General features: G+C 68.0%; 14 protein-coding genes. 5 read left to right on the top strand and 9 right to left on the bottom strand.

The window, feature by feature from the left end; translation table 11 throughout:
• Position 1: 1 nt before the first annotated feature.
• Positions 2-1003 carry an AraC family transcriptional regulator gene (locus tag ACM0M4_RS14395; protein ID WP_003116868.1) on the bottom strand — a complete coding sequence of 334 codons (1002 nt, stop codon included), beginning with the start codon at positions 1001-1003 and terminating at the stop codon, positions 2-4.
• Positions 1004-1319: 316 nt separating this feature from the next.
• On the opposite strand from ACM0M4_RS14395, the gene antA reads away from it, so the two are divergent.
• The 3 genes from antA to antC are packed head-to-tail and all read left to right on the top strand — an operon-like array spanning position 1320 to position 4243.
• Positions 1320-2714 carry an anthranilate 1,2-dioxygenase large subunit gene (antA, locus tag ACM0M4_RS14390; protein ID WP_003122647.1) on the top strand — a complete coding sequence of 465 codons (1395 nt, stop codon included), beginning with the start codon at positions 1320-1322 and terminating at the stop codon, positions 2712-2714.
• The gene (gene antB, locus ACM0M4_RS14385) at positions 2711-3202 is read left to right on the top strand and encodes an anthranilate 1,2-dioxygenase small subunit (RefSeq protein ID WP_003116865.1); all 492 of its coding nucleotides are present in this window, start codon (positions 2711-2713) and stop codon (positions 3200-3202) included. Before antA ends, antB begins: the two co-directional genes overlap by 4 nt.
• A gap of 18 nt (positions 3203-3220) precedes the next feature.
• Positions 3221-4243 (top strand): anthranilate 1,2-dioxygenase electron transfer component AntC, encoded by a 1023-nt coding sequence (gene antC, locus ACM0M4_RS14380; protein ID WP_010793060.1) that lies wholly within the window; start codon positions 3221-3223, stop codon positions 4241-4243.
• Between the two features lie 5 nt (positions 4244-4248).
• Here the strand turns inward: antC and ACM0M4_RS14375 are convergent, their stop codons facing one another.
• From ACM0M4_RS14375 to ACM0M4_RS14340, 8 genes are all read right to left on the bottom strand, one after another.
• Complete coding sequence (locus ACM0M4_RS14375; RefSeq protein WP_003116862.1) at positions 4249-5010, bottom strand: 1,6-dihydroxycyclohexa-2,4-diene-1-carboxylate dehydrogenase; 762 nt, start codon at positions 5008-5010, stop codon at positions 4249-4251.
• Between the two features lie 25 nt (positions 5011-5035).
• A complete protein-coding gene (gene benC, locus ACM0M4_RS14370) occupies positions 5036-6049 on the bottom strand; it encodes a benzoate 1,2-dioxygenase electron transfer component BenC (RefSeq protein ID WP_003109537.1) in 1014 nt (337 codons plus the stop codon).
• 33 nt (positions 6050-6082) lie between these two features.
• Positions 6083-6571, bottom strand: coding sequence for a benzoate 1,2-dioxygenase small subunit (gene benB, locus ACM0M4_RS14365; protein WP_003113314.1), 489 nt, complete (start codon positions 6569-6571; stop codon positions 6083-6085).
• On the bottom strand, positions 6568-7935 hold the full coding sequence (benA, locus tag ACM0M4_RS14360; protein ID WP_054376150.1) for a benzoate 1,2-dioxygenase large subunit: 1368 nt from the start codon (positions 7933-7935) through the stop codon (positions 6568-6570). The genes benB and benA overlap by 4 nt, the downstream gene beginning before the upstream one ends.
• A 116-nt stretch (positions 7936-8051) precedes the next feature.
• Positions 8052-9008: an AraC family transcriptional regulator gene (locus ACM0M4_RS14355; RefSeq protein ID WP_003109534.1), complete on the bottom strand. Its 957-nt coding sequence runs from the start codon at positions 9006-9008 to the stop codon at positions 8052-8054.
• A gap of 206 nt (positions 9009-9214) precedes the next feature.
• Complete coding sequence (locus tag ACM0M4_RS14350; RefSeq protein ID WP_003115707.1) at positions 9215-12370, bottom strand: CusA/CzcA family heavy metal efflux RND transporter; 3156 nt, start codon at positions 12368-12370, stop codon at positions 9215-9217.
• Between the two features lie 22 nt (positions 12371-12392).
• Positions 12393-13847 carry an efflux RND transporter periplasmic adaptor subunit gene (locus ACM0M4_RS14345; RefSeq protein ID WP_003109532.1) on the bottom strand — a complete coding sequence of 485 codons (1455 nt, stop codon included), beginning with the start codon at positions 13845-13847 and terminating at the stop codon, positions 12393-12395.
• 52 nt (positions 13848-13899) lie between these two features.
• Complete coding sequence (locus tag ACM0M4_RS14340) at positions 13900-15186, bottom strand: TolC family protein (RefSeq protein ID WP_221345551.1); 1287 nt, start codon at positions 15184-15186, stop codon at positions 13900-13902.
• A gap of 512 nt (positions 15187-15698) precedes the next feature.
• On the opposite strand from ACM0M4_RS14340, the gene ACM0M4_RS14335 reads away from it, so the two are divergent.
• Together ACM0M4_RS14335 and ACM0M4_RS14330 are read left to right on the top strand one after the other, a co-directional pair.
• Positions 15699-16373, top strand: a complete 675-nt coding sequence (locus ACM0M4_RS14335) for a heavy metal response regulator transcription factor (protein WP_003089900.1) — start codon at positions 15699-15701, stop codon at positions 16371-16373.
• Positions 16370-17788: a sensor histidine kinase gene (locus ACM0M4_RS14330; protein WP_016253371.1), complete on the top strand. Its 1419-nt coding sequence runs from the start codon at positions 16370-16372 to the stop codon at positions 17786-17788. Before ACM0M4_RS14335 ends, ACM0M4_RS14330 begins: the two co-directional genes overlap by 4 nt.
• The last annotated feature ends 3 nt before the right edge of the window (positions 17789-17791 follow it).

Genomic DNA, 17791 nt, shown 5'->3' with positions numbered 1-17791 from the left:
CTCAGGAGCGCCGCGCAGCGCGGCGCTGGGTCATGCTCGGGGTTTCCTCGAAGCGCTTGCGGTAGTCCACGGAGAAGCGTCCGAGGTGGCTGAAGCCCCAGCCCAGGGCGATCGTCGAGATGCTGCGGGCGCCGCCGCTGGCGAGGATTTCCTCGCGCACCGCGGCGAGCCGGTAGTGCTTCAGGTAGCTCATCGGCGACACCCCGAAGTAGCGACGGAAGCCCTCGAACAGCTTGAACCGCGAGACCCCGGCGGCGCGTTCCACGTCCTCCAGGCTCAGGGTCTCGCGGGCGTTGGCCTGGAGAAACTCGCGGGCGCGCAGCAGGTAGTGCGGCGGGCGCCCGCCAAGGCCCTGCTGCAGGGCCTCGCTGTAGTTGTTCGGCTGGGCCAGGATCAGTCCCTTGATCAGCGCGCGTTCCAGGTCGCTGCTGAAAAACGCCTGGGCGTAGAGTTCGCTGCGCGCCATCTCCTCGCTGATGTGCCGCACGGTGCGCCACCAGGACGCGGAGGCGCCATCCAGGGCATCCATCTCCGGATCGAAGCGCAAGGGCGTATCGATCGGCCGCTGCAACATCTCCTCCAGGACCTTGCGCATCGCCGTGCGGCCGATCACCACCTGCAGCTTGCGGCAGTCCCCGGCGATGCTCAGCTCCTGGCGCTCGTTGGGCGCGATGATCACCCCGCGGCGGACGTCGGAGAGCAGGCGCAGCCCGCCCCGGCACAGCTCCTGCTCGCCGCTGAGCGGCAGGCTCAGGCTGTAGGCGTTGAACGCCGCGGCATCCTCGACGGTGATGGTGACGTCGGTACCGTAGCCGATGTAGCCAAGGGTGGTGCACATCGACTTCAGCACGTTGCCGTGGTGCTCGAACTGCACCAGTCCCGGGCTCGCCGCTTCGAGCCGGTGCGGCCCGCAGACCTTCGACATCCAGGAACGGGCGGCGGCCAGGTCCAGGTGGTCGGCATGGAGATCGCCACGATCGGCGACGGGATGGGTCCTCATCATGGTTCGGCACTCGACACGGCAAGGCTGGGGGTGCGCTCTGCTGGCGCTCTGTTTTCAGCAAAATGCAAGGCATATGCCGGCGCAAGGCCGGCTCCCCGCATCCTCCACTATCCGGATAGCGTTCGCCGACTTTCCGGACAAAGCGTCCGCCGCAAGCGCCGCTCGAACCTCGGCCGAGCCCTCCGCGAGCCCCCCGGCCGCTCCTCGGCGGCTGCGGATTTTCGGGATGCGCATCGTCGACTAAGCGGATAGCCCGCCCCCGCTCGCGGCCGTTGAATGGGTCACCCATAACGACAACGCACAAGGGTGAGAACGCATGAACGCTACCCGCAGAAGCCTCGAACAGTGGCGCGACTATGTCGGCGGCTGCCTCGACTTCCGTCCCGAGGAAGGCATCTTCCGCATCGCCCGGGACATGTTCACCGAACCGGAGCTGTTCGACCTGGAGATGGGGCTGATCTTCGAAAAGAACTGGATCTACGCCTGCCACGAAAGCGAACTGGCCAGGCCCCACGACTTCGTCACCCTGCGCGCCGGACGCCAGCCGCTGATCGTCACCCGCGACGGCAACGGCCAGTTGCACGCGCTGGTCAACGCCTGCCAGCATCGCGGCGCGACCCTGGTGCGGGTCGGCAAGGGCAACCAGTCGACCTTCACCTGTCCGTTCCATGCCTGGTGCTACAAGAACGACGGCCGGCTGGTGAAGGTCAAGGCGCCGGGCGAATACCCGGAAGGCTTCGACAAGGCCACCCGCGGCCTGAAGAAAGCGCGCATCCAGAGCTACAGGGGCTTCGTCTTCGTCAGCCTGGACGTCGCCGGCGAGGACGACCTGGTGGACTTCCTCGGCGACGCCCGGGTGTTCCTCGACATGCTGGTGGCGCAGTCTCCCAGCGGCGAGCTGGAAGTGTTGCCCGGCACCTCCACCTACACCTACGAAGGCAACTGGAAGCTGCAGAACGAGAATGGCCTGGACGGCTATCACGTCAGCACAGTGCACTACAACTACGTAGCCACCGTGCAGCACCGCCAGCAGGTCGAGGCCGAGCGCGGCGGCGTGGCCGCCACCCTCGACTACAGCAAGCTCGGCGCCGGCGACGCGGCCACCGACGACGGCTGGTTCTCCTTCGCCAACGGCCACAGCGTGCTCTTCAGCGAGATGCCCAACCCCGCCGTACGCCCCGGCTACGCCAGCGTGATGCCGCGGCTGGTGGCGGAATACGGCCAGGCCCGCGCCGAGTGGATGATGCATCGCCTGCGCAACCTCAATCTCTACCCCAGCCTGTTCGTCATCGACCAGATCAGCTCGCAGCTGCGCATCGTCCGCCCGCTGGCCTGGAACCGTACCGAGATCGTCAGCCAGTGCATCGGCGTAAAGGGCGAGTCGGACGCCGACCGGGAGAACCGGATCCGCCAGTTCGAGGACTTCTTCAACGTCTCCGGGATGGGCACGCCCGACGACCTGGTGGAGTTCCGCGAAGCCCAGCGTGGCTTCCAGGCCCGCCTGGAGCGCTGGAGCGACATCTCCCGCGGCCACGGCAAGTGGCTCGAAGGCGCGACGCCGAACAGCCAGGCGCTGGGTATCGCGCCGCTGCTGACCGGCACCGAGATCACCCACGAAGGCCTCTACGTCAACCAGCACGCGCATTGGCGGCGCTTCCTCCTCGACGGCCTGGAGCGCCTGGCCCTGCGCGCGAAGGAGGTGACCCCATGAACGCCGGACTGCAGTACCGCGTCGAACAATTCCTCTACCGCCACGCCGAACTCTGCGATGCCCAGGACTGGGACGGCTACCTCGCGCAGTTCGACGAACAGTGCGAGTTCCACCTGCCGCAGTGGGAGTCCGAGCAGCGCTACACCCGCGATCCGAAGCGCGAGATGTCGCTGATCTACTACCCCAGCCGTGCCGGCCTGGAAGACCGGGTGTTCCGTATCCGCACCGGCAAGGCCGCGTCCACCGTGCCGATGCCGCGCACCCTGCACCAGATCGGCAACGTGCGCATCGCCGAGGAAGGCGAAGGCCTGCTGCGAGTGCGGGTCAACTGGCAGACCCTGTTCCAGCGCCTGGACCAGACCGGCAGCTTCTTCGGCCATGCCACCTACCGCCTGAAACCCCATGGAGAGGCCTGGCTGATCGCGCGCAAGCACATCGTCCTGCTCAACGACCGGATCGACTCGGTCCTCGACTTCTACCACCTCTGAACGGCGGGACCCGTCACGATGAATCACAAAGTCGCCCTCAGCTTCGCCGACGGCAAGACCCTGTTCCTGCCCGTCGGCCACGACGACCTGCTCCTCGACGCCGCCCTGCGCCACGGCATCAACCTGCCGCTGGACTGCCGCGAAGGGGTCTGCGGCACCTGCATGGGCCGCTGCGAGGCGGGCAGCTACAGCCTGGACTACGCCGACGAGGACACCCTCTCCGCCGCCGACCTGGAGCAGCGCAAGGTGCTCGCCTGCCAGACCCGGGTGCGCTCCGACGCGGCCTTCTACTTCGACTTCGCCTCGACCCTCTGCCATGCCGCCGCGGCCCAGGCGCACAGCGGCGTGGTGCGCGAACTGCGCCTGCTCTCCGAGGACACCGCGCTGCTCCGCCTCGACGCCGGCGCCGCGGGCCGCCAGCTGGACTTCCTGCCCGGCCAGTACGCGCGCCTGCAAGTACCCGGCAGCGACTGCCGGCGCGCCTACTCCTTCGCCAACCGGCCGAATCCGCAGAACCACCTGCAGTTCCTCATCCGCCTGCTCCCGGGCGGCGCCATGAGCGACTACCTGCGCCAAGGGTGCCGGGTCGGCGACGAGATCCGCTTCGAGGCGCCGCTGGGCACCTTCTACCTGCGCCAGGTGGAGCGCCCGTTGCTGCTGGTGGCCGGCGGCACCGGCCTGTCGGCGTTCCTCGGCATGCTCGACGAACTGGCCGAGCGCGGTTGCGAGCGGCCGGTGCATCTCTACTACGGGGTACGCCGCGCCGACGATCTCTGCGAATTGCAACGGATCGCCGGCTACGCCGAGCGGCTTCCCGGCTTCCGCTTCGTCCCGGTGCTCAGCGAGGCGGACGCCGACTGGGATGGCCGGCGCGGCTACCTGCACGAGCATTTCGACGCCGCCCGCTTGCGCGACGAAGCTTTCGACCTCTACCTGTGCGGGCCTCCGCCGATGGTCGAGGCGGTCCGCCAGTGGCTGCGCGAGCACTCCCTGGAGCATCTGCGGCTGTACCTGGAGAAGTTCACCGAAAGCGGCGACTGAAGCGCTCAGCCGAGGTCACCGCCAGCTACCGGCAGGGTCACGCCGGTGATGTAGGACGCCTCGTCGGAGGCGAGGAAAAGGATCGCCGCGACCTGTTCGTCGATGCTGCCGTAGCGCTTCATCAGGCTGCTGTCGAGGGTCTGCTCGACGATCTGTCGATACCAGCGCCGCTCCTCCTCGCTCTGCGCCGCGGCGTTGCGCGGAATCCTTCGCGGCGGCGCGTCGGTGCCGCCCGGCGCCACCGCGTTGACGCGGATGCCCTGGTCGGCGGTCTCGAACGCCAGGCAGGCGGTCAGCGCGTTCACCCCGCCCTTGGCGGCGCCATAGGGCACCCGGTTGACCCCGCGGGTGGCAACCGACGAGACGTTGACGATCGCCCCGCTGCCCTGCCCCAGCATCGCCGGCAGCGCCGCTCGGCAACACCACAAGGTGGGCAGCAGCGAACGCCGCAGCTCGGCCTCGATCTCGTCCTCGGCGTAGTGTTGGTAGGGCTTCGCCCAGAGGGTGCCGCCGACGTTGTTGACCAGGATGTCCAGCCGGCCGAAACGCTCCAGGGTCCGCTCCAGTACCCGCTGGCATTCGGCGTAGCGCTCCAGGTCGGCGGTCAGGCACAGGCAGGCGTCGCCGGCCAGTTCGTGGACCAGCTCGGAGCGGTCCACCGCCACCACCCGCGCGCCTTCCTCCAGCAGGCGCCGGACCACGCCCAGGCCGATACCCTGGGCGGCGCCGCTGACCAGGGCGACCTTGTCGCGGAATCTGTCGTTCATGGGAGTCTCCTTGGCTCGCTCGGGTTCAGGCCGCGCTGGCGGCGAACTTTTCGTAGTAGAAATTCGCCGGGCGCACGCCCTGCTCGCGCAGGTAGCGCTCGACCGCCTCGACCATCGGCGGCGGCCCGCACAGGTAGATGTCGACGTCGCCCTCGTGCAGGTGCTGCGCGGCGATGTGCTCGGTCACGTAGCCCTTGCGCGGATAGTCGCTGTCGGCGCTGGCCACGCACGCGCTCCAGGTGAAGCCGGGAATCCGTTCGGCGAACGCCTCCAGGCGCTCGAGACCGACCAGGTCGACGTCGTGGGTCACCCCGTAGACCAGGTGCAGCGGGTGCGCGCTGCCCTGTTCGGCGATCCGTTCGAGCATCGCGGTGAACGGCGCCAGGCCGGTGCCGCCGGCCAGCATCAGCAGTGGCCGGTGAATCTCGCGCAGGTAGAAACTGCCCAGCGGGCCGTCCATCGCCAGGCTGTCGCCGGCCCTGGCCGTGCCACTGAGGAAGCCGCTCATCAGCCCGCCGGGGACGTTGCGGATCAGGAAGCTGACCTCGCCGTCCTTCGCCAGCGAGCTGAAGGAGTAGGCGCGGCGCTGCTCGCTGCCGGGTACCTGGAGGTTGACGTACTGCCCGGGCAGGAACGCCAGGCTGGCCAGCGCCTCGCCGCGCAGCGACAGGCCGATGGTGCTCGGCGAGAGTTGCCGGACTTCGCTGATGCGCGCCTCGTAGCGCGCCTGGCCGGTCCTGCACAGGGTCGAGGACGCCGGCACGCGCAGCACGCAGTCGCTTTCGGCGCGCATCTGGCAGGTCAGCACGTAGCCGCGGGCGGCTTCCTCGGCGCTGAGGGCATCGTCGATGTAGTCCTGGCCCAGCGCATAGCGCCCGGCCTCGGCCAGGCACTTGCAGGTGCCGCAGGCGCCGTCGCGGCAGTCCAGGGGGATGTTGATGCCCTGGCGGTAGGCCGCGTCGGCCACGGTCTCGCCGGGCGCGGCATGGATGAAGCGGGTCACCCCGTCTTCGAAGTTGAGTGCGATCCGATGGTTCATGGCATGTCCCTCGACAGCCCGCCGGCGCGGGCGTCAGACGTGGTAGACGTCGATCAGCTGGCGAACGTAGTCGTTCTTCAGGATCACTTTCTTGGCCTTGATCAGCGGACTCTCGCCGCGTACGTCGAGGTCGTAGAAGGTGGTGCCGAAGTAGCTGTCCACGGTCTTGTAGCGATAGCTCAGGGTGTGCCAGTTGCAGCGCACGCGGCAGATGCCGTCGTCCTCGCCGAGCAGTTCGATGTTGCTCAGGTTGTGCGAGGTGCGGGTGTCCGGCAGGGTCGCGCTGGAGCGCTCGGTGCGGATGCGGAATACCCGGTCCTCCAGGCCGCCGCGGTTGCCGTACCAGATCAGCGAGATTTCCCGCTGCGGGTCCTCGGTGAGCTGGTCGCGGTCGTCCCAGGACGGCATCCAGAAACTGGCGTCCGCGGCGTACAACGCCAGCCAGGCGTCCCAATCCTTGTCGTCGAGATAGCGCGCCTCGCGGTAGAGGAAATCGCGCAGGGCGTCGTAGCCCAGGCTCATGACGCCACCTCCCGCAGCGCCACGCGCTGCGTCCGTTCGCGTTCCAGGGCGGCGAGCAGCGCCTCCTGCCAGTAGCGATGCTGCAATACGAACAGCCCTTCGTCCTCGGTGCGCACGCCGCTCAGGCGCGGCCGCAGGTCGATGGCCGCGGCCGCCGCGTCGGCGCCCTCTATCCAGTGTTCGGCGCCGCGCGACAGGTCGTTCCAGCCGACCACGCTGCCCTGGTAGCCCTGCTGGCAGGAACGGAACTCCTCCAGGTCGTCCGGGGTGGCCATGCCGCTGACGTTGAAGAAGTCCTCGTACTGGCGGATGCGCCGGGCGCGCGCCTCGGCGCTCTCGCCTTTCGGCGCGATGCAGTAGATGGTGATTTCCGTGCGGTCCACCGACAGCGGCCGGGCGATGCGGATCTGCGAGCTGAACTGGTCCATCAGGTACACGTTGGGGTACAGGCAGAGGTTGCGCGAGTTCTCGATCATCCAGTCGGCGCGGGCCTCGCCGAAGTCGCGGGCAAGCTCGGCGCGGCGCTCGAAGGCCGGCCGGTCCTCGGGGTTGGCCCAGCGACTCCAGAGCAGCATGTGGCCATGCTCGAACGAGTAGAAGCCGCCGCCCTGCCGGGCCCAGCCCGCGGCGCTCATGGTCCGCAGCGGGTCCGCGGCGTCGCGCTGCTGGCGCTGGCTCTGGGTCGCCGCGTAGTTCCAGTGCACCGAACTGACGTGATAGCCGTCGGCGCCGTTCTCGGTGGTGAGCTTCCAGTTGCCTTCGTAGACATAGCTGGAAGAGCCGCGCAGCACCTCGAGGCCTTCCGGCGACTGGTCGACGATCATGTCGATGATCTTCGCCGACTCGCCCAGGTGCTCGGCCAGCGGCCTGACATCGGGGTTGAGGCTGCCGAACAGGAAGCCACGGTAGGACTCGAAGCGCGCCACCCGGGTCAGGTCGTGCGAGCCCTCGCAGTTGAAGCCCTGCGGGTAGCCGGCCTCGGCCGGGTCCTTGACCTTGAGCAGCTTGCCGGAGTTGTTGAAGGTCCAGCCGTGGAACGGACAGGTATAGCTGCTGCGATTGCCGCTCTTGTGCCGGCAGAGCATCGCGCCACGGTGGCTGCAGGCGTTGATGAAGGCGTTGAGCTGGCCGTCGCGGTTGCGCGCGATGACGATCGACTGGCGGCCGATCTGGGTGGTCAGGTAGTCGTTGACTCCGGCAACCTGGCTTTCGTGAGCGAGATAGACCCAATTGCCCTCGAAGATGTGCTTCATCTCCAGTTCGAACAGGCGTGGATCGGTGAACATCTCCCGCTTGCAGCGGTAGACGCCGCGCTCGGGGTCTTCCTCGAGCAGAGAACGCAAGTAATCGCTACCCAGGGACATGGCCGGGGCCTCCGTTGTTATTGTTCAGGCCCGGTCAGGTTAGGTAGCGCGTGCTGCTGGGGATATCCGTTGCCTGCGGATCGCTGGCCGATTCCTGCACGCCGTGGCGGTCGGCGCTAGGCGCGCCGGCGCAGGGTTTCCGAAGGCAGCTCGCCGAACTGCCGGCGATATTGCTCGGCGAAGCGGCCGAGGTGGGCGAAACCGAAGTCCAGGGCCAGTTCGGTGAGGTTGCGTACCCGGCAGCCGGGGTCTTCCAGGCAGGCGCGGATGCGCTCCAGGCGCAGCCGGCGAATGTATTGCCGAGGGCTCTCGCCAAGCTGGCGCTCGAACAGCGCGTACAGCGAACGGGTGCTCATGTGCGCCTGCTCGGCCAGCGCCGCGACCTCGATCTCGCTCTGCAGATGGCGGCGGATGTAGGCATCGAGGCGGGCGAAGACGACCTGCGCATCGCCGGGGTCCTCGCGGCTGACGTTGGTCTTCAGCAGGGTCAGCAGCTTGCTGCCGAGGATCTGCTCGAAGTGGCTGTCGACCCGCGCCAGCCGCTCGCCGGACTCGGCCTCGCGGCAGACCAGGGCGAGCAGGCCGACGAAGCCTTCCAGCTGGTCCAGGCGATAGCGATGTTCGAGGAAACGCACGCCGCGCGCCGGATGGCTCCAGCGCTGCTCGGCGCAGATCGCTTCGAGCAGCGCGCAGGGCAGCTTGACGATGAATTTCTCGCAGTCCGCCGAATAGGTCAGGTCGACCGGATCGTCCGGGTTGATCAGCAACAGCTCGCCCGGCGCCAGGGCGTGTTCCTGCCCGCCGCCGCGCCACAGGCAGTGGCCGCGCAGGAGGATCTGCAGGTGGAAGATGCTCTCCAGCGCCGGCGAGGTGACCCGTACCGCCGCGCCGTAGCTGATCCGGCACAGGTCGAGGCTGGCGAAGGTGCGGTGGTCGAGGCTGGCTTGCGGCCTGCCGGCGGCCGGCAGGCGTATGCAGTGCGTACCGACGTGCCGGTTGACATAGCCGGACACCGCATAGGGGTCGGCACGTTCGAACACCCGGCTGCGCTCGCTGAGCAAGGAGGCATTCATGGGCAGGACACTCAGGCTGCTATCGTTGTTGTTATCGCCGCGCGGCGCCAAGCGCCGGGCGCGGAACGTCCACCCACACTACGCAAGCCCTCCGCCGGCGACAATCCGGGCCGGCAATCGCGTGCGGTAATCGAACGGAATCCGTCCAACGGCCAACGAAAAAGGGCCGCCAGGGTTTCCCCTGCCGGCCCGCTTGCGCGCCCGCTTCAGCCGGCCGCCGGCGTCTCCTCGCGCGGTCCGGCGTCGCGCCCGTGGGTCCAGCGATAGAGCACCGGCAGCACCAGCAGGGTCAGCATGGTCGAGGACAGGATGCCGCCGATCACCACCGTCGCCAGCGGCCGCTGCACCTCGGCGCCGGTGCCGGTGGCCAGGGCCATCGGCACGAAACCGAGGGACGCCACCAGGGCGGTCATCAGCACCGGACGCAGGCGGGTGATGGCGCCCTCCCACACCGCCTGGTCGAGGCTGCGTCCTTCCTGCAACAGGTTGCGGATGAAGGAGATCATCACCAGGCCGTTGAGCACCGCCACCCCGGACAGGGCGATGAAACCCACCGCCGCCGAGATCGACAGCGGTATCCCGCGCAGCCACAGGGCCAGCACCCCGCCGGTGAGGGCGAAGGGGATGCCGGTGAACACCAGCAGGCCGTCCTTGACGTTGTTGAACATGGCGAAGAGCAAGGTGAACACCAGCAGCAGCGCCACCGGCACCACTACCTGCAAGCGCTTGGCGGCGGACTGCAACTGTTCGAACTGGCCGCCCCAGGTGGTCCAGTAGCCGGCCGGGATCTTCACCCCGTCCTGCAGCTTCTGTTGCGCTTCCAGCACGAACGAGCCGATGTCGCGGCCGCGCACGTTGGCGCTGACCACGATGCGCCGCTTGCCGTTCTCCCGGCTGATCTGGTTCGGTCCCGGCGAGAGGTCGAGGCGCGCCACGTCCGACAGCGGGATGAAGTCGATCCGCGCCAGGTTGTTCGGCGGCAGCGGGATCAGCAGGTTGGACAGTGCCGGCAGGTCGGCGCGCAGGGTTTCCGGCAGGCGGATGACGATGTCGAAGCGGCGGTCGCCCTCGAACAGGGTACCGGCGTTGCGTCCGCCGAGGGCGGTGGCCACGGTGTCCTGGATGTCGCCGACATTGAGGCCGAAGCGTGCCGCCTTGTCGCGGTCGATGTCCACCGTCAGCACCGGCAGGCCGGTGGTCTGCTCGACCTTCACCTCGGAGGCGCCGTCGATGCCTTGCAGCACCTTGGAGATCTTCTCCGCGGTGTCGTTGAGCACCTGCATGTCGTCGCCGAAGACCTTCACCGCGACGTCGCTGCGCACCCCGGAGATCAGTTCGTTGAAGCGCAACTGGATCGGCTGGGAGAACTCGTAGACGCTGCCCGGCACCTCAAGGGCCGCGGCCTGCAATTCTTCCAGCAGCGCCTCCCGCGACTTCTTCGGGTCCGGCCACTGGCTCTGCGGCTTGAGCATCACGTAGCTGTCGGAGGCGTTCGGCGGCATCAGGTCGGAGGCGATCTCGGCGGTCCCGGTGCGGGCGAAGACCCGCTCGATCTCCGGGAACTTGCCCATCAGCTTCCTCTCCAGGGTCTGCTGCATCTCGACCGACTGGGTCAGGCTGGTGCCCGGCACCCGCAGGCCCTGCATGGCGAAGTCGCCCTCGCTGAGGCTGGGAATGAACTCGCTGCCCATCCGCGAGGCCACCAGCCCGGTGAGCAGGATCGCGCCGAGGGCGCCGCCGACCACCAGCGCGCGGTGCCCGAGCACCCAGCGCAGCGCCGGTTCGTAGGCCAGACGCGCGCGGCGCATGACGAAGTTCTCCTCCTCCTTGACCTTGCCGGTGATGAACAGCGCGATCGCCGCCGGGACGAAGGTCACCGAGAGGATCATCGCGCCGAGCAGCGCGGTGACCACGGTGAACGCCATCGGGTGGAACATCTTCCCCTCGACCCCGGTGAGGGCGAAGATCGGCAGGTACACCACCATGATGATGATCTGGCCGAAGACCAGCGCCCGGCGCGCCTCCCTGGACGCGGCGAAGACCTCGTGGAAACGTTCCGCGCGGGTCAGCTGGCGGCCGTGGTGGGCCTGGGCGTGGGCCAGGCGGCGGATGGCGTTCTCGACGATCACCACGGCGCCGTCGACGATGATGCCGAAGTCCAGCGCGCCGAGGCTCATCAGGTTGGCGCTGACCCTGTTGCCGACCATCCCGGTGAAGGTGAACAGCATCGACAGCGGGATGATGGTGGCGGTGATCAACGCCGCGCGGATGTTGCCGAGGAACAGGAAGAGCACCGCGATCACCAGCGCCGCGCCTTCCACCAGGTTCTTCTTCACCGTGGCCACGGCCTTGTCCACCAGGGTGGTGCGGTCGTAGACGGTGATCGCCTTGACCCCCTTGGGCAGGGTCCGGTTGATCTCCTCCAGGCGCTGGCCGACCGCCTGGGCCACTTCCCGGCTGTTCTCGCCGATCAGCATGAACACCGTGCCGAGCACCACTTCGCGGCCGTTCTCGGTGGCCGCGCCGGTGCGCAGCTCCTTGCCCAGGCCGACCTCGGCGACGTCGCGGATACGGATCGGCACGCCGTCGACGTTGGAAACGATGATCCCGCGGATATCGTCCATGTCCTTGACCTGGCCCGGCGCGCGGATCAGCAACTGCTCGCCGCGCCGCTCGATGTAGCCGGCGCCGACGTTCTCGTTGTTGCGCAGCACGGCGTTCTGCAGGTCGCCGAGGGTCAGCTTGTAGGCCGCGAGCTTCTTCGGATCCGGGGCGATGAGGAATTGCTTGGCGTAGCCGCCGATGGTGTTGATCTCGGCCACGCCCTTCACGTTGCGCAACTGCGGACGGATGATCCAGTCCTGGATGGTGCGCAGGTCGGTGGGCGTGTAGGCGCTGCCGTCCTCCTTGGTCGCGCCCTCCTCGGCCTCAACCGTCCACAGGTAGATCTCGCCGAGACCGGTGGAGATCGGCCCGAGGGTCGGCGAGATGTCTTCCGGCAGTTGCTCGCGCGCCGTGCTCAGGCGTTCGTTGACCTGCTGGCGGGCGAAGTAGATATCGGTGCCCTCCTCGAAGATCACCGTCACCTGGGAAATCCCCGGCCGCGACAGCGAACGGGTTTCCTGCAAACCCGGCAGGCCGGCCATGACGGTCTCCACCGGGTAGGTGATCCGCTGCTCCACTTCCAGCGGCGAGTAGCCGGGGGCGGCGGTATTGATCTGCACCTGGACGTTGGTGATGTCCGGGACCGCGTCGATGGACAGCTTCTGGTAGCTGCCGATGCCGACCCCGGCCATCCCCAGCACCGCCAGCAGGACCAGCCAGCGTTGCTCGATGGCGAATTGGATGATGCGTTCGAACATGCGAAGACTCCTGGAGCGGGACTCAGTGACCGTGTTCCGCCGAGCCCTTGCCCAGTTCGGATTTGAGGATGAAGCTGCCGCTGGCGGCGACCTGGCTGCCGGCGCGCAGGCCCTCGAGGACCTCGACGCGCTGGCCGTCGCTGATGCCCAGCTTGACCGGCTGGACCACGAAGCCATCGGCCACGCGGACGAACACCACGTCCTCGCCGTCGACGTTCTGCACCGCGCCGTCGGCGACCGTCAGGACTTCCTTGCGGGTCGCCTCGGCCACCTGCACGGAAACGAACAGACCCGGGCGCCAGGTGCTCTCGGGGTTGCTCAGGGTGACCCGGGCGGTGGCCGCGCGGGTCTGCTCGCCGAGCAGGTCGCCGATGTAGGACACGGTGCCCTCCACCTCGCTATCCAGCGCCTGGGCGAGCACCTTGACCTTGCTGCCGACGCGGACCTGGCCGAGCAGTTGCGCGGGCACGTTGAAGGTGGCCCAGACCGAGGACAGGTCGGACAGGGTGAAGACGTTGGCGGTGCCGTCCACCGGCTCGCCCTGGGTCAGGTGCTTTTCCACCAGCACCCCGGCGAACGGCGCGCGCAGCTCGTAGCGGTTGCCGCCCTGCAGGCTGGGATTGCCGCCGAGCGCGGCGATCTTCGCCCGCGCGTTGTTCAGCGCGATCTCGGCTTCCTGCAAACCCTGGCGGGCGAGCAGGAATTCCTGCTCGGCGGAAATGCCCTCCTTCCACAGCTGCTGCTCGCGCTTGTAGGTGCTCTGCGCCAGGCTCAGGCGGCGCTGGGCGGCGGCGAATTCGCTGCGCTGGTCGGACAACTGCGGGCTGCTGATCACCGCCAGCAGCTCGCCCTGCTTCACCGCCTGGCCAAGATTGGCCGGCACGCTGTCGACGATCCCCGGCAGGCGCGGGACGATATGCGCGGTGCGGTCCTCGTTGAAGCGGATCTCGCCGGGCAGCGAGACCACCTGGGCCAGGCTGATCGTCCGCGCCGTATCGAGGGTGATGCCGGCGGCCTCGATCTGCTCGGCATCCAGCTCCAGCTTGCCCTCCTCGCGGGTGAAGGCGAAGTCGTAGCCCTGCTTGCCGGCCATCAGCTTGAGGCGCGCGGTGAAGGCATGCGGCTCGGCGATCCCGGCATTGGCCACCAGGCCATCGCCGCTGGCCTTGAACAGCAGGTCCTCGACCTCGCCGGTGGCACGCTCGACGTCGGCGCCGAGGACCACCTCCTGCGGCGCCAGCGCCTTGCCGCCGCGCTCGACCCAGGCCTTGAGCGGGCTGCCGTCCTCCGGCACCAGCAGTTCCAGGGTCAGGTCGCCCTGGCGCAACAACATGCCGCCGCGCGGTCCGCTGCCCTCGCCCTCGGCGGCCGCTTCGCCGGCGCCGGCCGGCGCCTTGCCGCCCAGCTCCAGGTAGGCGCCGCCGCCCAGGCCGAGCAGTGCCAGTGCGGTCACCGCGATAATCGTCTTCTTGCCCATTCTGTTCTCCCGAACCGTTCGGGGGGCGCGCCGGCGGCCCGCCCCGGAAATCTCACTGGCCGAGGTGGCCGATGTCTTCACCGAGCAGGCGCTCCATGCTCACCCGCGCCTGCGCCGCGGCGTCCAGCGCGCGCACGTACTGGGCACGGACGCCAACCAGGGTGCGCTGGGCATCGAGCACGTCGAGGAAGTTGAACTTGCCCATCTCGAAGCCGCGGGTCATCGAGTCCAGCGCGCTCTGTGCGCCGGGCAGCAGGTCGCGACGGACCAGCGCCAGCTCCTGTTCCGAGGTGCGCAACTGGTCGTAGGCCTGTACCGCTTCGCTGCGCAGGCGCAGCAGGGTCGCGCGCTGCAGGTCGCGGGCCTGGTCGGCGCGGCTCTGGGCGGCGTAGATGTTGCCCTGGTTGCGGTCGAACAGCGGCAGCGGCATCGACAGGCCGATCAGGTTGACCCGTTCGCCACGTCCGTCGCGGGCGGTCTGGTCGTACTTGCTGCCGATGCTGACCGTCAGGTTGGGGATGCGCTGGCGCTTCTCCAGGTCGACCTGGGCCTCGCCGCGCGCTACCTCCTGGGCCGCCAGGCGCAGGGTCGGCGACTCGTCGAGATGGCGCAGCAAGGCGCCACGGGTGATGCTCGCCGGCACCGCGTCGAGCGCGCCGCCGACCCTGGCGAAGCCTGGCTGCGGCTCGTCCCAGGTGCTCGACAGCTGCACATAGGTGCGCTGCTGCTCCAGCTCCGCCTGGCTCAGGTCGAGCTTGGCGTTGTCCGCCAGGACCTGGGCGCGAACCCGTTCCACCGAGGAGATGCTGCCGGCCTTGACCCGTCGGTCGGCGGCCTGCAGCGCGCGCCTGGCCAGGTCCAGGGAGGTCTTCGCCAGGCGCACCCGCTCCTGCGCGGTCAGCGCCGCGTAGTAGGCGCCGCGGACCTGGGCGCGCAGTTCGGCGCGACGGACTTCCAGTTGGGTCCAGGCGATCTCGCTGCCGCGTTTCGCCACCTCCACCCGCGCACCGCGCTTGCCGCCCAGCTCCAGCGGCTGGGCGATGCTGACGCTGGTCTGGCGATTGCCTTGGCGGGTGTCCTCGACGCTCCAGGACAGATCCGGGTTGGGGATCAGCCCGGCCTGCTGCCGCGCGCCGCTGGCGATCTCGGTCTCGCGCCCCACCGCCGCCAGCTCGGGGTTGCTCCGCAGGGCTCGCTCCAACGCCTGCTCGAGGCTGATCGAAGTGCCGTTGAAACTCACCGGCGCCTCGTTCGCCAGGGCCGGCAGGCCCAGGCAGAGTCCCATCAGTAGCCAGCAGGCGCGTTTCCCCGCGCTGGCCAGTGGCCGAAGTATCGGCATGTTCCGCTCCTCGTCTGCTGATCGTCGTCGGCGACGGCGATCCATTACCGGCCCGGAACCACGCAACCGTTCATCGGCGATATCTCGCCGGCGATATTCGAAGTTGCACTTCCGGGATGCGGCAGATGTTAGGTAGCGGGGCTTATCGGCAAGGTGACGGAAGAATTACAAGTCGGTAATGAATATTCTCCACGGACAATTAGCGGTTACACTTCGGCAACCTTCGAAGAGACTGGCAATAGTTGGATGAAACATAGGGACAAAAGCAACATGCGCTTACAAAAGGCATTGCCTCTCACGCCCAGCGGTGCTTGCGCCGCGGACATTTCCAAAGTTCTCAGGCGGACTCCCGGGAGAACTACCCGGTCATTCGATAATTATCATCGAAGCAGCGCAACGATATGAAATTACATTTCCAGGACTCTATCCAGGCAACGCCCGCAATGTAACTTTATAGCAATGCACTTAAACATTTACTTGCAAATGAATCCATACTTTATATAGGGGCGAACATGCGCATCCTTATTATCGAAGATGAAGTCAAGACTGCCGACTACCTGCACCAGGGCCTGACCGAAAGCGGCTACATCGTCGACCGCGCCAACGATGGCATCGACGGCCTGCACATGGCCTTGCAACACCCTTACGAACTGGTGATCCTCGACGTCAACCTGCCCGGCATCGACGGCTGGGACCTGCTCCGCCGCCTGCGCGAACGCAGCAGCGCGCGGGTGATGATGCTCACCGGGCATGGCAGGCTGACCGACAAGGTGCGCGGCCTCGATCTCGGCGCCGACGACTTCATGGTCAAGCCGTTCCAGTTCCCCGAACTGCTGGCGCGGGTCCGCTCGCTGCTGCGCCGCCACGACCAGGCACCGATGCAGGACGTCCTGCGGGTCGCCGACCTGGAGCTGGACGCCAGCCGCCACCGGGCCTTCCGCGGCCGGGTGCGGATCAACCTGACGACCAAGGAGTTCGCCCTGCTGCACCTGCTGATGCGGCGCAACGGCGACGTCATCACCCGGACGCAGATCATCTCGCTGATCTGGGACATGAACTTCGACAACGACTCCAACGTGGTGGAAGTCGCCATCTGCCGCCTGCGGGCGAAGATCGACGACGGCTTCGACCTCAAGCTGATCCATACCATTCGCGGCGTCGGCTACGTCCTGGAAGCGCGCCGATGACGCCACCAGGCCGACTGTCGCTGCGCCTGGCCCTGCTGGTCGGCGCCCTCGGCGCGCTGCTGGCCCTGGCGCTCGGCGCAATGGCGCACTGGAACCTCGGCCGCGAGCTGGAAGCCCGCGAGCGGGAAAACCTGCAATTGAAGCTGGAGCAGATCCGCCACAGCCTGGAAGACGATCTCGACCTGCGCAGCGACCCGGCCGTACAGGCGCATGCCCTGCAGGACCAACTGGTGGCGCACAGCGGCCTGCACCTGAGCATTCTCGACAGCCGCAGCGGCCAGCCGCTGATGAGCTTCGGCGACCAGGCCGCGGCCAGCGTCGCGACCAACCGCGCGCTTCTCGCCCGCTTGCAGGCGGACGCCCGCCAGCCGGTGTTCCAGAGCTGGAGCACCGGCAACGACCAGCGCCTGCTGAGCATCGGCGCTTCCATGCGCATGAAGAACGGCACCCCGGTACAGGTGTTGCTGAGCAGCGAGCGCAACGCCGACGAGCGCCTGCTCGACGGTTTCCTCCGCGCCACCCTGCTGGCCCTGCCCTTCCTCCTGCCATTGATCGCCCTGGCCGCCTGGTGGGTGGTGCGTGCCGGCCTCGAACCGTTGAACCGCTTCCGCCGGGTGGCCGCCCAGGTCAGCCCGCAGGATCTCTCCTACCGCATCCCCGAGCAGAACCTGCCGCGCGAGCTGGACAGCCTGGCCCGCAGCTTCAACCACATGCTCGGCCGCCTCGAGGATGGCGTACGCCAGCTCTCGCAGTTCTCCGACGACCTGGCCCACGAACTGCGCGCGCCGATCTGCAACCTGCTGGTGCGCAACCAGGTGCTGCTCAGCCAGCATCGCGACGGCGCGGCATACCGCGAAGCCCTGGAGTCCAATGCCGAGGAACTGGAGCGGCTGTCGCGGATCGTCACCGACATGCTGTTCCTGGTGCAGGTGGACAACCCGGCGATCCAGGCCCAGTTCGGCTGCGTCGCCCTGCACGAGCAGGCGGCCAAGGTCATCGACCTGTACGAGATGGTCGCCGAGGACAAGGGCGTCGAACTGCGCCTGTCCGGCAACGGCTTCGCCCACGGCGACAACCTGATGATCCAGCGCGCCATTTCCAACCTGGTGTCCAACGCCGTGCGCCACACCCCGCAAGGCGGGCGCATCGACGTGCGGATCGGGGAACGCGCGGGGCACACCGAGGTGAGGGTCAGCAACGACGGTCCGGGCATCCCGCCGGAGTACCTGCCGCACCTGTTCGAGCGCTTCTACCGCCGCGCCGGACGCCAGACTGGAGCCCAGGCCGGCACCGGCCTGGGACTGGCCATCGTGCAATCGATCATGGCCTACCACGGCGGCCGCGCCGAAGCGGAAAGCGTACCGCAGCAGAAGACCCACCTGCGCCTGCTGTTCCCTTCGACGGGCGCTGCCTGACGC

Source organism: Pseudomonas sp. 18-147, assembly GCF_051048045.1.
Classification (GTDB): domain Bacteria; phylum Pseudomonadota; class Gammaproteobacteria; order Pseudomonadales; family Pseudomonadaceae; genus Pseudomonas; species Pseudomonas aeruginosa.
The sequence above is the reverse complement of the archived record's forward strand: the minus strand, read 5'-3'. Positions and strand labels throughout refer to the sequence as shown.

Bases quoted from the DNA above. Each gene is read 5' to 3' on its own strand.
- ACM0M4_RS14395 (WP_003116868.1), bottom strand. From the start codon at position 1,003: ATGATGAGGACCCATCCCGTCGCCGATCGTGGCGATCTCCATGCCGAC.
- antA (WP_003122647.1), top strand. From the start codon at position 1,320: ATGAACGCTACCCGCAGAAGCCTCGAACAGTGGCGCGACTATGTCGGC.
- antB (WP_003116865.1), top strand. From the start codon at position 2,711: ATGAACGCCGGACTGCAGTACCGCGTCGAACAATTCCTCTACCGCCAC.
- antC (WP_010793060.1), top strand. From the start codon at position 3,221: ATGAATCACAAAGTCGCCCTCAGCTTCGCCGACGGCAAGACCCTGTTC.
- ACM0M4_RS14375 (WP_003116862.1), bottom strand. From the start codon at position 5,010: ATGAACGACAGATTCCGCGACAAGGTCGCCCTGGTCAGCGGCGCCGCC.
- benC (WP_003109537.1), bottom strand. From the start codon at position 6,049: ATGAACCATCGGATCGCACTCAACTTCGAAGACGGGGTGACCCGCTTC.
- benB (WP_003113314.1), bottom strand. From the start codon at position 6,571: ATGAGCCTGGGCTACGACGCCCTGCGCGATTTCCTCTACCGCGAGGCG.
- benA (WP_054376150.1), bottom strand. From the start codon at position 7,935: ATGTCCCTGGGTAGCGATTACTTGCGTTCTCTGCTCGAGGAAGACCCC.
- ACM0M4_RS14355 (WP_003109534.1), bottom strand. From the start codon at position 9,008: ATGAATGCCTCCTTGCTCAGCGAGCGCAGCCGGGTGTTCGAACGTGCC.
- ACM0M4_RS14350 (WP_003115707.1), bottom strand. From the start codon at position 12,370: ATGTTCGAACGCATCATCCAATTCGCCATCGAGCAACGCTGGCTGGTC.
- ACM0M4_RS14345 (WP_003109532.1), bottom strand. From the start codon at position 13,847: ATGGGCAAGAAGACGATTATCGCGGTGACCGCACTGGCACTGCTCGGC.
- ACM0M4_RS14340 (WP_221345551.1), bottom strand. From the start codon at position 15,186: ATGCCGATACTTCGGCCACTGGCCAGCGCGGGGAAACGCGCCTGCTGG.
- ACM0M4_RS14335 (WP_003089900.1), top strand. From the start codon at position 15,699: ATGCGCATCCTTATTATCGAAGATGAAGTCAAGACTGCCGACTACCTG.
- ACM0M4_RS14330 (WP_016253371.1), top strand. From the start codon at position 16,370: ATGACGCCACCAGGCCGACTGTCGCTGCGCCTGGCCCTGCTGGTCGGC.